This window comes from Pantoea alfalfae (assembly GCF_019880205.1).
Classification (GTDB): domain Bacteria; phylum Pseudomonadota; class Gammaproteobacteria; order Enterobacterales; family Enterobacteriaceae; genus Pantoea; species Pantoea alfalfae.
Genome location: NZ_CP082292.1, coordinates 2,157,291 through 2,172,099, shown reverse-complemented (window position 1 = coordinate 2,172,099; position 14,809 = coordinate 2,157,291). Strand labels below are relative to the sequence as shown.

11 protein-coding genes are annotated in these 14,809 nt (G+C 56.2%); 5 read left to right on the top strand and 6 right to left on the bottom strand.

Features of this window, described 5'->3' with window-relative positions:
• Positions 1 to 34: 34 nt before the first annotated feature.
• From K6R05_RS10080 to K6R05_RS10070, 3 genes are all read right to left on the bottom strand, one after another.
• A complete protein-coding gene (locus tag K6R05_RS10080; protein ID WP_222924076.1) occupies positions 35 to 502 on the bottom strand; it encodes a GNAT family N-acetyltransferase in 468 nt (155 codons plus the stop codon).
• Between the two features lie 618 nt (positions 503 to 1,120).
• Positions 1,121 to 2,620: an L-arabinose isomerase gene (gene araA / locus K6R05_RS10075; RefSeq protein ID WP_161732448.1), complete on the bottom strand. Its 1,500-nt coding sequence runs from the start codon at positions 2,618 to 2,620 to the stop codon at positions 1,121 to 1,123.
• 12 nt (positions 2,621 to 2,632) lie between these two features.
• Positions 2,633 to 4,318 carry a ribulokinase gene (locus tag K6R05_RS10070; RefSeq protein WP_222924075.1) on the bottom strand — a complete coding sequence of 562 codons (1,686 nt, stop codon included), beginning with the start codon at positions 4,316 to 4,318 and terminating at the stop codon, positions 2,633 to 2,635.
• A gap of 365 nt (positions 4,319 to 4,683) precedes the next feature.
• Here K6R05_RS10070 and K6R05_RS10065 point away from each other — a divergent pair, with 365 nt between their 5' ends.
• The 5 genes from K6R05_RS10065 to K6R05_RS10045 all read left to right on the top strand — a co-directional run bounded on the left by K6R05_RS10065 (position 4,684) and on the right by K6R05_RS10045 (position 10,425).
• Positions 4,684 to 5,667 (top strand): arabinose ABC transporter substrate-binding protein, encoded by a 984-nt coding sequence (locus tag K6R05_RS10065; RefSeq protein ID WP_003853437.1) that lies wholly within the window; start codon positions 4,684 to 4,686, stop codon positions 5,665 to 5,667.
• Between the two features lie 99 nt (positions 5,668 to 5,766).
• Positions 5,767 to 7,287, top strand: coding sequence for an L-arabinose ABC transporter ATP-binding protein AraG (gene araG / locus K6R05_RS10060; protein ID WP_222924074.1), 1,521 nt, complete (start codon positions 5,767 to 5,769; stop codon positions 7,285 to 7,287).
• 12 nt (positions 7,288 to 7,299) lie between these two features.
• Complete coding sequence (araH, locus tag K6R05_RS10055) at positions 7,300 to 8,283, top strand: L-arabinose ABC transporter permease AraH (RefSeq protein ID WP_013357784.1); 984 nt, start codon at positions 7,300 to 7,302, stop codon at positions 8,281 to 8,283.
• Between the two features lie 76 nt (positions 8,284 to 8,359).
• On the top strand, positions 8,360 to 9,277 hold the full coding sequence (araC, locus tag K6R05_RS10050; protein WP_003853440.1) for an arabinose operon transcriptional regulator AraC: 918 nt from the start codon (positions 8,360 to 8,362) through the stop codon (positions 9,275 to 9,277).
• Between the two features lie 101 nt (positions 9,278 to 9,378).
• Positions 9,379 to 10,425 carry an oxidoreductase gene (locus K6R05_RS10045; RefSeq protein ID WP_222924073.1) on the top strand — a complete coding sequence of 349 codons (1,047 nt, stop codon included), beginning with the start codon at positions 9,379 to 9,381 and terminating at the stop codon, positions 10,423 to 10,425.
• A gap of 368 nt (positions 10,426 to 10,793) precedes the next feature.
• Here K6R05_RS10045 and add read toward each other — a convergent pair whose 3' ends face one another.
• From add to manA, 3 genes are all read right to left on the bottom strand, one after another.
• Complete coding sequence (gene add, locus K6R05_RS10040; protein WP_161732440.1) at positions 10,794 to 11,789, bottom strand: adenosine deaminase; 996 nt, start codon at positions 11,787 to 11,789, stop codon at positions 10,794 to 10,796.
• 189 nt (positions 11,790 to 11,978) lie between these two features.
• Positions 11,979 to 13,478 carry a YdgA family protein gene (locus K6R05_RS10035; RefSeq protein WP_222924072.1) on the bottom strand — a complete coding sequence of 500 codons (1,500 nt, stop codon included), beginning with the start codon at positions 13,476 to 13,478 and terminating at the stop codon, positions 11,979 to 11,981.
• Between the two features lie 123 nt (positions 13,479 to 13,601).
• A complete protein-coding gene (gene manA / locus K6R05_RS10030) occupies positions 13,602 to 14,786 on the bottom strand; it encodes a mannose-6-phosphate isomerase (RefSeq protein WP_222924071.1) in 1,185 nt (394 codons plus the stop codon).
• Positions 14,787 to 14,809 lie beyond the last annotated feature (23 nt).

The following is a 14,809-nucleotide window of genomic DNA, read 5'->3' as shown; positions in this document are numbered from 1 at the left end:
AAATGGCTGAATGGCGGCTCTCAGGAGCCGCCATTTATTGTGCCAGATGCAGTACCATCACCGTGACCGCTTCACCCGCTACCTGCCGCTGTTCCACCGCCTGCCATCCTGAACGCTGATAGTATGCCTGTTGATCGGGTGTATAGAGCCAGAGCTCGCCAATCTGCTGTTGTTTTGCCCGGACAATCGCCTGCTGGATCAAGGCTTTCGCCACGCCCCGGCCCCGGTATTTCTTGTCCGTCACCACTTCACCAATCCAGTACTCCCTTGCCGCGATATCGTCCAGTTCAAAACGGATGACGCTACAGGTCGCGATAACCGTTTCACCGTCCGATGTGGCGACGAGGGTAAATTCCGCCGAGCCGGTCTGATTCCGTTTTGTTAAACGCGTAAGGATAGTGTGATGATCCGACCATGCAGGAAGATGTGACCATTCAGTGTGCAACAGTTTTGCGGTTTGTGGGGCGTAGTCGGGATGTAGGTTCAGATCGGTAATTTGCATGGCGCTTTAACCTTGTTTTATCAGGTATGTAGCGATACAGGCTGGTGGGGGAAAGTGCAAGATGGTGAAAGAGTAGCGTTATAGCAAAGACTAAAGCGCTCTTTTGTATGTCCGGAAATACAATCGCTATGGGATTTGTGTGCAAGGTCAGGAAAGGTATGCCTGATCGCAAAGAATTCCCGCATCCATGCGGATCGGCCGCGCCATCCCTGGCGCGGACGCTTTGCTCTTCAGGCATACCATTCCTTCCCGGTTGGGTTTGATCATGGCTTTTAACAACTTGCACTGAGCTATCAAAAAGGAAGGAATCGTAGGCGGTTGAGTGAAACATCTGACGCATGAAGTTATTGCTAATACGCTTGATGCTCTGAGCTTTGAAATATTCGCTCAGACTCAACAAAAAGGAGGGGATGGCGGGCAGTGGAGTAAAGCGTCCGCCGCATGGATGCGGCGGCCGAGCCTACAGGGATGTATTTACGGCGACTTTACGTAACGCCCGCCATTCCCGACTGAATAGCACAGTTTTTATCAAAACCGACGCGGAATTAATTCCTGCGTCGGTCTTTTTTAATCACTTAGGCACGCTACCAATCAAAGAAAGGCAGCACCAATCACCTATTAACGTTTCAACCGGTAATACGCTTCGTTCCAGCGCAGCGCATCTTTAAATGCTGGCAAGGTGGTGTGCTCATCAATCACCAGCACTTCGATATCGTTCATCTCACCGTACAGATACATATCCTCAAGCGTCAGCGCCTGACTGAACACCGTATGGTGCGCGCCGCCGCCCAGAATCCACGCTTCGGAAGCGGTCGCCAGTGATGGCTGCGCTTTCCACAGTGCGCGGGCAACCGGCAACTTCGGCAGCGGTTTCGGCTGTTCGATAGCATCCACCACGTTAACCAGCAGACGGAAACGATCGCCCATATCAATCACGCTGGCGTTAACCGCACGACCGGCTGGCGTGGAGAAAATCATGCGTGCCGGATCGGCTTTGTCACCAATACCCAGGAACTGCACATCGATTAAAGGCTTCTCTTCAATGGCAATCGACGGGCAGACTTCCAGCATGTGCGAGCCAAGCACCAGATCGTTGCCCGGTGAGAAGTGATAGGTGTAATCCTCCATAAATGAGGTGCCACCTTTGCGATCGCCTGCCAGCACTTTGAAAATGCGCAGCAGCGCAGCAGTTTTCCAGTCACCTTCGCCTGCGAAACCATAGCCCTGACCCATCAGACGCTGAACCGCCAGACCGGGCAACTGCGTCATGCCGTGCAGCGTCTGGAAGTTAGTGGTGAAGGCGTGGCAGCCTTCCGCTTCCAGGAAACGCTTCAGACCGAGTTCTATGCGCGCGGCATCCAGCACGTTCTGACGTTTTTCGCCGCCAGACGCAGCGACATCAGTAAAGCGATAAAGGCTTTCGTACTCGTCCATCAGTGCATTCACGTCGCCATCGCTGACGCCATTGATCACCTCAACCAGATCGCCGACGCCCCAGCCATTCACGGAATAGCCGAACTGAATCTGTGCAGCGACTTTATCGCCTTCGGTCACGGCCACTTCACGCATGTTGTCGCCAAAACGGGCGACTTTCAGCTGCTGGCTGGCCTGTTTAGCCAGAGCCGCTCGCATCCAGTTGCCAAGACGCTGCTGGCTGGCACTGTCTTTCCAGTGACCGGTCACCACACTGTGCTGCAGGCCCATACGTGCGCCAATGAACCCAAACTCACGGCCGCCGTGGGCGGTCTGGTTCAGGTTCATAAAGTCCATGTCCATGCTGTCCCATGGGATCTCTGCATTGAACTGAGTATGAAATTGCAGCAGCGGCTTGTTAAGCACGCTCAGGCCGCCAATCCACATCTTGGCCGGAGAAAAGGTGTGCAGCCAGGTAATGATCCCGACGCACTGCTTGTCATAGTTGGCGTCGCGGCACAGGGCCAGGGCTTCATCCGGTGACTTCACCAGCGGTTTCAGCTCCAGACGCACGGGTAAACCGGCCTGATTCAACCCCTCGACGACCTGACGTGCATTCTCTTCAACCTGGCGTAATGTCTCCGGCCCGTAGAGGTGCTGCGTGCCGATGACAAACCACACGCTGTAGTTATTTGACTGTTCCATAAAACCACTCCTTCACTTAGCGGAAGCGGGGCGGGCGGCGTATTGTGGTTCTGCCGTCACGCACCATTGTTGATAGCGTTGATAAAGTTGTTGATAGCGGGCGACGCGCGCCGGATCGGGCTGCAGCGTCACGGCAATCGGGCTGGCCATGATCTGCTGTGCATCCGGTACGCTGGCGTGAACACCAGCGGCGACGGCGGCGAAAATGGCCGCACCCAGCGCACAGCACTCGTCAGAGGCGACGATATCCAGTGGGCGGTTCATCACATCGCAGCAGGCCTGCATAATCGCCGGGGATTTCCGCGCGATGCCACCGAGTGTCAGAATGCTCTCGACCGGAATCTGCTGCTGCTCGAAGCACTCCATAATGGCACGTGCGCCAAACGCGGTTGCCGCGACCAGACCACCAAACAGCGCGGTGGCATCGGTGCCCAGATTCAGGTCGGTAATCACCCCTTTCAGCCGCTGATTGGCATTTGGCGTGCGGCGACCGTTAAACCAGTCCAGTACCACCGGCAGATGGTCGAGCTGCGGATTGGCAGCCCAGGCCTCGGTCAGATCCTTAATCAGATTCTTTTGCATCTCAGCCAGCTGAGGCTTCAGCTCAGGATGCTGCTGCGCCGCCAGCTGTAACGGCCAGCCCAGTAAACGGCTGAACCAGGCGTAGATATCACCAAAAGCAGACTGACCCGCCTCCAGTCCGATAGCGCCTGGCACGACGCTGCCATCGACCTGACCACAGATGCCTTTAATAGCGCGATCGCCGACTTTATCTGCGTCAGCAATCAGAATGTCGCAGGTGGATGTGCCGATCACTTTCACCAGGGTATAGGGTTTAGCTCCGCCACCGACTGCGCCCATATGGCAGTCAAACGCGCCACCGGAGAGCGTGACGGTCTGCATCAGGCCCAGACGCTGTGACCATTCCGGACTGAGCGTGCCGACCGGCAGATCCGCGGTCCAGGTATCCTTGAATAACGGGGAGTCGAGCTGCTGGGTTAACAGCGGGTCGAGCGCATTAAGGAAATCGACATCGGGCAGGCCGTTCCAGTCGCCGTGCCACAGCGCTTTATGCCCGGCCGCACAGCGGCCACGGCGCAGCTTATCTGGCGCGGTCGTGCCGCTTAACAGGGCGGGTACCCAGTCGCACAGTTCGACCCAGGAGACCGCGGCCTCACGTACGGCCGCATCTTCACGCGACACGTGCAGAATCTTCGCCCAGAACCACTCCGAGGAGTAAATGCCACCGATATAGCGGCTGTAATCCTCGAAGCGGCCGCTGTGACACAGCTGATTAATCTCTTCTGCTTCTTCTATCGCCGTGTGATCTTTCCACAACACAAACATCGCGTTGGGGTTCTCCGCGAACTCGGGGCGCAGCGCCAGCACGTTGCCGTCGCGGTCAATTGGCGCCGGGGTTGACCCGGTGCTGTCAACGCCAATGCCGGCTACGGCGGCGCGTTGATCGTCGCTCAGTGCATTCAGCACGCCGAGCAGCGCCTGCTCCATCGCGTCGATGTAATCCTGTGGATGGTGACGAAAACGGTTAGTGTGCGGATCGCTGTATAAGCCCTGCTGCCAGCGCGGGTAGCTGCACACCGCACTCTGCAGCTCTTTGCCGCTATGACAATCTACGGCCAGCGCACGCACCGAATCACTACCAAAGTCCAGCCCAAGGGTGATGGCTCCAGCACGCATCGGAATCTCCTGTAGTTAGTTAACTCCTGTATCCTGGGTTCGGCGCGCCAAATCAGTTAGTCATCGCTGGCTGACAATATGCACTTTTCTGTCATCGGCAGTGATTTTGTGATCCATTGCAAAAGTTAAGGTCCGGTTAAATTTGCTGAATATATGGATCATTTTGTCGTGATTTTAATGTGTGATACCGCTCTACATTTTTCTTCGCTAATACCGCTAAAACTAGCCCAGCGTCTGGACAGTCTGTCGGCACATGCCAGCCTAACGCACTGATTTATGGCTGTACCCACATAAGAAAATTAACTGGTAGCGTTTACACCAATTCGTTATTAGCAGCGAAAAATAACCTGGTACCGGAGAGCATCATGCATAAATTCACTAAAGCATTCGCGGCCATCGGCCTGGCAGCGGTTATGTCACAATCCGCTATCGCCGAGACCATGAAGCTGGGTTTTTTAGTCAAACAACCAGAGGAACCCTGGTTCCAGACTGAATGGAAATTCGCCGACAAAGCGGGCAAAGATCTTGGCTTTGATGTCATCAAAATTGCCGTGCCGGATGGTGAAAAAACCCTGAATGCCATCGACAGCCTGGCGGCCAATGGCGCGAAAGGTTTTGTTATCTGTACCCCCGATCCGAAACTTGGCTCTGCCATCATGGCAAAAGCGCGGGGCTATGGTCTGAAAGTCATCGCTGTGGATGACCAGTTCGTCACCGCGAAAGGTAAACCCATGGACACCGTGCCACTGGTGATGATGGCGGCCACCAAAATTGGTGAGCGTCAGGGTCAGGAACTCTATAAAGAGATGCAGAAACGCGGCTGGGATGTAAAAACCACTGGCGTGATGGCGATTACCGCGAATGAACTTGATACCGCACGTCGCCGTACCGGCGGCTCAATGGACGCGATCAAAGCCGCAGGTTTCCCGGCAGCGCAGATCTACCAGGTGCCAACCAAATCTAACGATATCCCAGGCGCGTTTGACGCAGGTAACTCCCTGCTGGTGCAGCATCCTGAAGTTAAACACTGGCTGATTGTCGGCATGAACGACAACACCGTGCTGGGCGGCGTGCGTGCCACCGAAGGCCAGGGCTTTAAAGCGGCTGACGTCATCGGTATCGGCATCAACGGCGTCGATGCCATCAGTGAACTGTCGAAAGACAAGGCGACTGGCTTCTACGGTTCGCTGCTGCCAAGCCCGGATATCCATGGCTATAAAAGCAGCCAGATGCTCTACAACTGGGTCAGCAAAGGTGAAGAGCCACCGAAATTCACCGAAGTTACCGATGTGGTGCTGATCACCCGTGACAACTTCAAAACTGAACTGGCGAAAAAAGGACTGATGTAACCCTGAGCCTGTCGGGCTGTCCGCAGCCTGGCATCCTTAATAGCCGATTTCGCGCCGCCCGCCGTAACAGGCCGGTGGCGCGAAAGAGTGAGGACCAACATGAACACTGATTCAGCATTTCTGTCGTTTCATGGCATCAGTAAAACCTTCCCGGGCGTGAAAGCGTTGCAGGATATCTCCTTCAACTGCCGGGGCGGTGAAGTCCATGCGCTGATGGGCGAAAACGGCGCAGGCAAATCGACGCTGTTAAAAATACTCAGCGGCAGTTATCAGCCGAGCGGCGGTGAGATTCGTATTAAAGGCAAGCCAATGAGCTTTCAGCGCACCACAGATGCGCTGGACGCGGGCGTTGCCATTATTTACCAGGAGCTGCATCTGGTACCGGAAATGAGCGTGGCGGAGAACATCTACCTCGGTCAGATTCCGCACAAGCACGGGCTGGTTAATCGTAAGCTGATGCGCTTTGAGGCGGGCGTGCAGCTGAAAAATCTCGGCATGGATATCGATCCCGATATGCCGCTGAAATACCTGTCGCTGGGGCAGTGGCAGATGGTGGAGATTGCCAAAGCGCTGGCGCGCAACGCGCGCATTATCGCCTTTGATGAGCCAACCAGCTCCCTGTCAGCGCGTGAAATCGACAACCTGTTCCGCGTCATCCGCCAGCTCCGCGAGGAGGGCCGGGTGGTGCTCTACGTTTCTCACCGCATGGAGGAGATCTTTGCCCTCAGCGATGCCATCACCGTCTTCAAAGATGGTCGCTACGTGCGGACCTTTACTGACATGGCCAACACTCATCATGACGATCTGGTGCAGGCGATGGTGGGACGTAACCTGGGTGATATCTATGGCTACTCACCGCGGGCCAAAGGCGAAGTGCGGCTGGAGCTGGACAAGGTTGAAGCGAAGGGCGTGCGGACGCCAATTTCGCTGAAAGTTCATGCCGGTGAAATCGTCGGGCTGTTTGGCCTGGTCGGAGCCGGACGCAGTGAACTGCTGAAAGGATTATTTGGCGGCACGCGGCTGCGCGGCGGTCAGGTGATCCTGGACGGTAAACCGCTGCCGCTGCGGGAGCCGATCGATGCCATCCGCGCGGGCATCATGCTCTGTCCGGAAGACCGCAAAGCCGAAGGCATTATTCCGGTGCACTCGGTGCGCGACAACATCAACATCAGCGCCCGTCGTCACAATCTCACCGCCGGTTGTCTGATTAAAAACGGCTGGGAAAACAAAAACGCCGACAGTCATATCCGCTCGCTGAACATCAAAACGCCCAGCGCCGACCAGCTGATCATGTACCTCTCCGGCGGTAACCAGCAGAAGGCGATTCTGGGACGCTGGCTCTCTGAGGATATGAAAGTGATCCTGCTGGATGAGCCAACGCGCGGCATCGATGTCGGTGCCAAACATGAAATTTACAACCTGATTTATCAACTGGCGAACCGGGGTATTGCGGTGCTGTTCGCCTCAAGCGATTTACCGGAAGTCATGGGCCTGGCCGACCGCATCGTGGTAATGCGTGAAGGTGCCATTGCCGGTGAACTGCTGCACGACGACGCCACGGAGCAGCAGACGCTGAGCCTGGCGATGCCCAAAACCACTCAAGTGGCCGCCGTGGCCTGACAGGAGATCATCATGGCTTCATCCACGACCTCAAATACGCCGCAGCCCGCTTCACGCGGCGGCCTGCAGTTAGGTCGCATCTGGGACAACTTCGGCATGCTGGTGGTATTTGCACTGCTGTTTATTGTCTGTGCGATTTTTGTGCCGAACTTCGGCTCGTTTATCAATATGAAAGGCTTAGGGCTGGCGATGTCGATGTCCGGCATGGTCGCCTGCGGCATGCTGTTCTGTCTGGCCTCCGGGGATTTTGACCTGTCGGTTGCGTCAGTTATCGCCTGTGCAGGTGTTGTGACCGCCGTGGTGATCAACATGACCGAAAGCCTGTGGATTGGTGTAGCGGCCGGTCTGGTGCTCGGCATGATCACCGGTTTTATCAACGGTTTTGTGATTGCCCGACTCAAGATCAATGCGCTGATCACCACGCTGGCGACGATGCAAATCGTGCGCGGCCTGGCTTATATCTTCTCTGACGGTAAAGCAGTCGGGATTGAAGATGAGCGCTTCTTTGAACTCGGTTTTGCCAACTGGCTTGGCGTGCCTGCGCCCATCTGGCTGACGCTGGCTACCATGCTGATCTTCGGCTTCCTGCTTAACAAAACCACCTTTGGCCGTAATACCCTGGCGATTGGCGGCAATGAAGAGGCCGCGCGACTGGCCGGTGTGCCGGTGGTGCGAACCCGTATCATCATCTTCATTCTTTCCGGTCTGGTTTCGGCGGCCGCGGGCATCATCCTGGCGTCACGTATGACCAGTGGTCAGCCAATGACCTCCATCGGCTATGAGCTGGTGGTGATTTCTGCCTGCGTACTGGGCGGCGTGTCACTGAAAGGCGGCATCGGCAAGATTTCCTACGTGGTGGCAGGGGTGTTAATTCTCGGCACCGTCGAGAATGCGATGAATTTATTGAATATCTCGCCATTCTCACAGTATGTGGTGCGCGGTCTGATACTGTTAGCTGCGGTGATTTTTGACCGTTACAAACAGAAAAAAGCCTGACTGATCGAGCCGTTGGCCCGCAGAGGCAAAGGTCTCTGCGGGCTATCCGAACAATAACAAACTGAGTGAGGACGCTATGTATCACCGCGAATTACCGGCCGAGCAGCAAAACCCCTTGTTGCCGGGCTATTCATTCAATGCCTGGCTGGTGGCGGGGCTGACGCCCATCACCGCTGATGGCCCGCTCGATTTCTTTATCGATCGCCCGCACGGCATGAAAGGTTACATTCTGAACCTCACCATCAAAGGCAAAGGGCGGGTATTCGACGGCGAGCGGGCATTTGACTGCGAACCGGGCGAAATGCTGCTGTTTCAGCCAAAAACCGCTCACTATTATGGCCGCGCGCCGGACAGCCCGCAGTGGTTCCACCGCTGGGTCTATTTCCGTCCACGCGCCTACTGGCACGACTGGCTGCGCTGGCAGGATGAGCAGGAGGGCGTGGGACGACTGCTGCTGCCGGAATCGCTGCGCGGCGAGTTCGACCGCCTGTTTGCCAGTATCGAACAAACCCATAACTCGGGCCGTCGCTTTGCGGAAGAGCTGGCGATGAACCTGCTGGAGCGACTGCTGCTGCGCGCCGTTGAAGAAGATCCGCGCAGCCATCAGCTAATCCGCGATCCGCGCGTGATTGAAGCCTGCCAGTATGTGACCAACCATCTCGCCAGCGAGGTGAAGATTGAAGAGGTGGCACGTCACGTCTGTCTTTCACCGTCGCGGCTGGCGCACCTGTTCCGCGAGCAGATGGGTGTGAATTTGCTACGCTGGCGTGAAGATCAGCGCGTTATCCGCGCTAAACTGCTGCTGCAGACTACCCAGGAACCTATCGCCTCGGTAGGGCGTGAAGTGGGTTACGATGACCAGCTCTACTTCTCACGGGTATTCCGCAAGCGTGTTGGCGTCAGTCCCAGCGACTTCCGCCGTCGCAATCAGGATGCGCACGACAGCCTGGCGGCGCAGACGGCCTGGCCCCTGGCGCGAAGTGCTATCTCCTAGTTTTTTCGGGGGATTCCGCCTTGTCCTCACCTGGTTAATAGTCTTAAATCAATCAGGTTATCAACTAAGAGCCTGCCATACAGGCTCTGAGAGGAATCCAAATGAGCGATAAATTACGTGTTGGTCTGATCGGCTACGGCTTTGCCAGTAAAACGTTTCATGCCCCGCTGATTGCGGGAACGCCGGACGTCGAACTGGCCGCCATTTCCAGTAGCGACGCCAGCAAAGTTCACGCCGACTGGCCCGCCGTAAAGGTGGTGGCCGATCCTCAGGCGCTGCTGGACGACCCGACTCTGCAATTGATTGTTATTCCTACCCCTAATGATACCCACTTCCCGCTGGCTAAAGCGGCGCTGAACGCCGGTAAACATGTGGTGGTCGATAAGCCGTTTACCGTGACGTTGTCACAGGCACGTGAGCTGGATGCGCTGGCGAAAGCCAAAGGGCTGCTGCTGTCGGTGTTCCACAACCGACGCTGGGACAGTGACTTTCTGACGCTGAAATCCCTGCTTGAAGCAGGTTCATTGGGTGACGTGCGCTACTTCGAATCGCATTTTGACCGTTTCCGTCTGGAAGTGCGTAATCGCTGGCGTGAAATGAAGGGCGCAGGCAGCGGAATCTGGTATGACCTGGGACCGCATCTGCTGGACCAGGCGCTGCAGCTGTTTGGCCCGCCGGTCGCCATCAATGTCGATCTGGCCGAAATGCGTCCGGGTGCGCAGACCACCGACTACTTCCACGCCACGCTGACCTATCCGCAGCGCCGCGTCGTGCTGCACGCCAGCATGCTGGTGGCAGCGGAATCTGCGCGTTATACCGTCCACGGCACGCGCGGCAGTTACGTCAAATATGGTCTTGATCCGCAGGAAGATCGCCTGAAGTCAGGTGATTTCCCGCCGCAGGCAGACTGGGGCTATGACATGCGCGACGGCACACTGACGCTGGTTGAGGGCGACTCCCTGACCGAAACCACGCAGTTGACCCAGCCGGGCAACTATCCTGCTTACTATGCAGGCATCCGCGATGCGATTGCCGGACGCGGTAATAATCCGGTAACGGCGGAAGAGGCGATTCAGGTGATGGAGTTGATCGAACTGGGTCTGCAATCCGCCGAGAAACGCCAGACGCTGTCGCTGAAGCGCGTTTAATCTGTAGGTGCAATACGGGCTGGGTACCAGCCTGTCAGATTGCTAACAAGCCCGTAGCGTGAATCAGACAGCAATAAATCTGTTTAGCGCGCAGGGACTACGGTCAGAAGAGGAAAGCGTCCCACGCTATGGACAAAAACGCCGGGAGCGTTTTTGAACAACGCAACGCGTTGGCCCGGTACGGGCGCACCTCAGGGATGAGGTGCGTAATTGCGTGGGCCGAGCGTGTCACGGATGACGGCTTTTGCGTCTTTCCGATCTGACCGTAGTCTCTGCGCAGGCTCGGTCCCACAGCGAAAAGATCTATACCTCGTTACCATAAAAACGGGCCGGTTATCCGGCCCGTTTTTTGTCGCTACGCTTCAGGATTACTGCACGCGAGCGCGAATAGCCGCTTTCTCAGCGTCGCTGAGGAAGGCAATCGTCAGACCATTCTCCTGCGCCTGACGGATCTGTGCCGCGCTCAGACCGGCAGCCGGTGCGGCATGATGATATTCATGCGCCAGTTCAATGCCCTGAACCGCGGGATCATCGGTATTGATGGTCGCCAGAATGCCATGCTCAAGGAAGGTCTTCAGCGGATGCTGCGCCAGTGAAGGCACGGTGCTGGTCTGGATGTTGGAGGTCAGGCAGGACTCAATACCAATATGGTGCTCCGCCAGGAAATCCATCAGCGCGCGATCTTCAATCGCTTTCACGCCGTGACCGATACGTTCTGCGCCCAGCTCACGAATCGCCTGCCAGATGCTCTCCGGACCAGCCGCTTCGCCCGCATGCACGGTAACGCGGAAACCGGCATCGCGCGCCTGGGTAAAGTGACTCAGGAACTCGCTGCCCGGGAAGCCCAGCTCATCACCCGCAAGATCGACCGCAGTGATATGATCGCGGTGGGCAAGCAGACCTTCCAGCTCGCTGAGGCAGGCATCTTCGCCAAAGGTCCGGCTCATAATCCCAATCAGACGCACGTCGATATCGTGCTGCTGACGGCCTGCGCGCACGCCGTCAATGACCGCTTCCACCACACCGGCAATTGGCAGATTGTGGGTCATCGCCATATAACCGGGCGAAAAACGCAGTTCAGCATAATGAATGCCCGCGCGCGCGGCATCTTCGACATTTTCCTGCGCAATGCGGCGGCAGGCATCCAGATCGCCCAGCACTTTCACGCCCCAGTCGAGTTTCTGCAGGAAGCTCACCAGATCAGGTTCATTCTGGCCAACCTGCACATGCGGACGCAGCGTCTCCAGGGTTGATGCGGGCAGGGCGAGATTAAACTGGCGGCCTAAATCAAGAATGGTTTGTGCACGAATGTTGCCATCAAGGTGGCGGTGAATATCAGTCAGAGGAATTTTAGAATCGATCATGGCGCACTCGCTGAGTTGTCGGTGAAGTGCAGAGCATTATAAAAATATCTTGCGCAACAGCGCCAGCTATTTGCGCAACAGCCGCGCCGGATGCTGCTTAATTACCCATAACTGGCGGGCAAACTCACTTCCGCAGCGGTCAGGCATAAAAAAAGCGACCCGGAGGTCGCCTTTGGTGGAAGACAGCGCTTACTGCGGCATGCCTTCGCTGGTCGGCATACCCAGCATATAACGGGACAGAAACTGTTCCAGCGTCATCTTGTCGCCGTTCATGTTCACCTGACCGTTGGTGTACTGCAGGCTGGTCACGATGTTGTTATCCTGCTGTTGAGTCAGGCGGAACATCTGACCCATCGCCGCCAGACCTTTAACCTGCTGATCCGCCAGCTTCTGCGCGTCGTCGGCCTGATAACCTTCAGCCAGACCCACTTTATGCATGGTTTCGGTTGCCATCGGCATATTGATGACCAGCTTGCTGTCCAGACTTTTCAGTACCCGATCAACCATAGCGCTCAGAGTCTGGGCTTCACCGGTAACAGCAGAAGGGTCATTGAAGCTGGCCGTCAGATTAAAGGTGCTTTCACCTTTGTCATTCTTCCAGCTCAGCGGAGCGATGCTGATGGATGGCGAGCCTTTCAGCAGCATCGGCAGATTGGCCATCAGAATCTGATGTACGCCTGCCTGATAGCGGATAGGATCTTCTGCAACGCCAGGCTGGGTCAGCAGTTCCTGCATCTGTTGGTTATAACGATCGGAGAACGCTTTGACCGCCTGCGCATCAAACTGTGACAGCTTCATTTTCAGCGCTGCCTGACCAAAGTCCTGCTTCTGCAGCTGAACGCTTTCAACCTTGTAGTCGATATCGCCGCCAATTTTACCGGCGCTGTTGTCGAAAGAGGAGGTGCCTTTCATTTTGTGCAGCGTCAGGGCGTCCTGACCATTGATGCTGGCATTTACCTTCTCAATACCGACCGACTGATCGCCGATGCGTACGCCTTCGGGGCTGAGGTGCGTGTTACCGCTCAGCTTCAGACCATTGACAGTGAACAGTACCGGCTGGCCCATCTCATTTTTACTGGTCAGCGCGAGGCTATCCACATCGCTGTCCAGCGACACTTTATCGCCTTTATTATCGGCGCTGATGTTGAAAGTGCCACCATTGGTGGCAAAACGTTCACCGGTTTGCGCATTCTGATAATCAACCGGCAGGACACGCAGTGCGGTATCGGTAGCACCGCTGTAGCCGATGCGGGTGTCTGCGTTAATCAGCGATTTATTGCCGGTCAGCTCAAACAGCTTCTTCACCGCATCGGTGTTAGCCAGCTCGGTATGAACAGATGCCATGCTCGGGATCAGATTGAAATGCCTGAGCTGCGCAAACGGGAAAGGGCCATGATCGATGGTTTCATTCAGGATGATGCTCTGACCCGGCTTAAGCAGCGGATTATCTTCCGTCTGCGAATTGGCCTGAACCACCAGATTCACCTTGCTGCTGAACACGCCGCGCTGATAGTCCTGATAGCTGATCTTCAGTCGACTGTTAGGGGCATAAGCGTTCAGCTGTGCATTGGCGTTCTGCACCAGCTCATCCCTGTGGCTTTCAATTTGCTTGCCGGTGAACCACGCCGCGCCAGTCCAGACTACGCCCAGTGCGATGATGACACCTACGGCAACATTGGTCTTTTTCATTGCTGATTCGTCCTTATCCTTGAGTCCGCTTATGCCGCAGGTTTACCCCAGCGACCGAAGAAAAACGCCCGCAGGCGTTTAAAAGCTAATAGGTTGAAATAATAGCAGTTAACAGAGATTCCGTCAGCCGCGCTGCCCTAAGTCGTTAAATACCCGCGCCAGTCGGCCCGTACCGGCGACCGTTACTGGCGATTCGCTGGCGGCAATGAAGCAGGATTCACCCGGTTTTAGCGTCAGTTGCTGATCGCCTTTGGCGATGACCGCCTGGCCTTCGATGCAGAACAGCAGGGCAGCGCTCTGCTGCGCCAGCGATTGCGGTTCTGCATTCAGGCTATGGATGGCAAAGGCAAAATCTTCCACCGGAATCGGGAAGCGCAGCATGTTGCCCTGTTGCTCTGGCTCCGTCAGCAGCGAGCTCGCAGGCTTCTCCTCAAACTTCAGGTTGGCCATCAGCTCGTCGATATCGATATATTTCGGGGTTAAACCGGCTCGTAATACGTTATCAGAGTTGGCCATCACCTCCAGCGCTACGCCTTTCAGATACGCGTGCGGGGTTTCAGCGTAGAGGAACATTGCCTCGCCGGGCTGCAGGGTGATGACATTCAGCAGCAGCGGTGAAAACAGGCCGCTGTCGTCAGGATATTCAGCCGCAATCATGCGGATGGTTTCCCACGGCTCGCCCTGCTGCGCATCAAGTGCGGATTTCAGCACGCCCAGCGCCAGCGATTTCGCCTCACCCTCCAGTGACAGCAGGGTCGAGAACAGCGCAGCAAGCGTCTCCCGATCGGGATGTTGCAGAAAATGGGCAATCTGAGGATGTGCACCTGCAACCGGCTCGAGCAGTGAGGCCATCTGCGTCAGCGTGCGAAAGCCATTCATTGCCTGAAACGGCGTCAGCGCATAGACCAGCTCCGGCTTGTGGTTTGCATCTTTATAGTTGCGCTCGGCGGCCGTCAGGGGAATCCCCGCCGCATTCTCACGGGCAAAGCCCACTTCGGCTGCACGTTTGCTGGGATGGACCTGAATCGACAGCGGCTGATCGGCACACAGCACTTTAAACAGAAACGGCAATTCACCAAAGCGCTGTGCCACCGCGTCGCCCAGCATCGCGGCGGGCGCCGCATCAATCACGTCACGTAACGAACGCTCGCTGCCCTGATCCATCACGATAGAGGGACTTTTCGGATGTGCGCCCATCCACAGCTCTGCCATCGGCAGGCCCTCGGGATTGGCAATCCCATACAGCTCAGTCAACGCTGTTTTGCTGCCCCATGCGTAATTTTGCAGCGAGTTATTCATTTTTTGCATTGTGTAACCCTTTATCACGGGAA

Coding starts and splice junctions, on each gene's coding strand:
- K6R05_RS10080 (WP_222924076.1), bottom strand. CDS start 502: ATGCAAATTACCGATCTGAACCTACATCCCGACTACGCCCCACAAACC.
- araA (WP_161732448.1), bottom strand. CDS start 2,620: ATGGAACAGTCAAATAACTACAGCGTGTGGTTTGTCATCGGCACGCAG.
- K6R05_RS10070 (WP_222924075.1), bottom strand. CDS start 4,318: ATGCGTGCTGGAGCCATCACCCTTGGGCTGGACTTTGGTAGTGATTCG.
- K6R05_RS10065 (WP_003853437.1), top strand. CDS start 4,684: ATGCATAAATTCACTAAAGCATTCGCGGCCATCGGCCTGGCAGCGGTT.
- araG (WP_222924074.1), top strand. CDS start 5,767: ATGAACACTGATTCAGCATTTCTGTCGTTTCATGGCATCAGTAAAACC.
- araH (WP_013357784.1), top strand. CDS start 7,300: ATGGCTTCATCCACGACCTCAAATACGCCGCAGCCCGCTTCACGCGGC.
- araC (WP_003853440.1), top strand. CDS start 8,360: ATGTATCACCGCGAATTACCGGCCGAGCAGCAAAACCCCTTGTTGCCG.
- K6R05_RS10045 (WP_222924073.1), top strand. CDS start 9,379: ATGAGCGATAAATTACGTGTTGGTCTGATCGGCTACGGCTTTGCCAGT.
- add (WP_161732440.1), bottom strand. CDS start 11,789: ATGATCGATTCTAAAATTCCTCTGACTGATATTCACCGCCACCTTGAT.
- K6R05_RS10035 (WP_222924072.1), bottom strand. CDS start 13,478: ATGAAAAAGACCAATGTTGCCGTAGGTGTCATCATCGCACTGGGCGTA.
- manA (WP_222924071.1), bottom strand. CDS start 14,786: ATGCAAAAAATGAATAACTCGCTGCAAAATTACGCATGGGGCAGCAAA.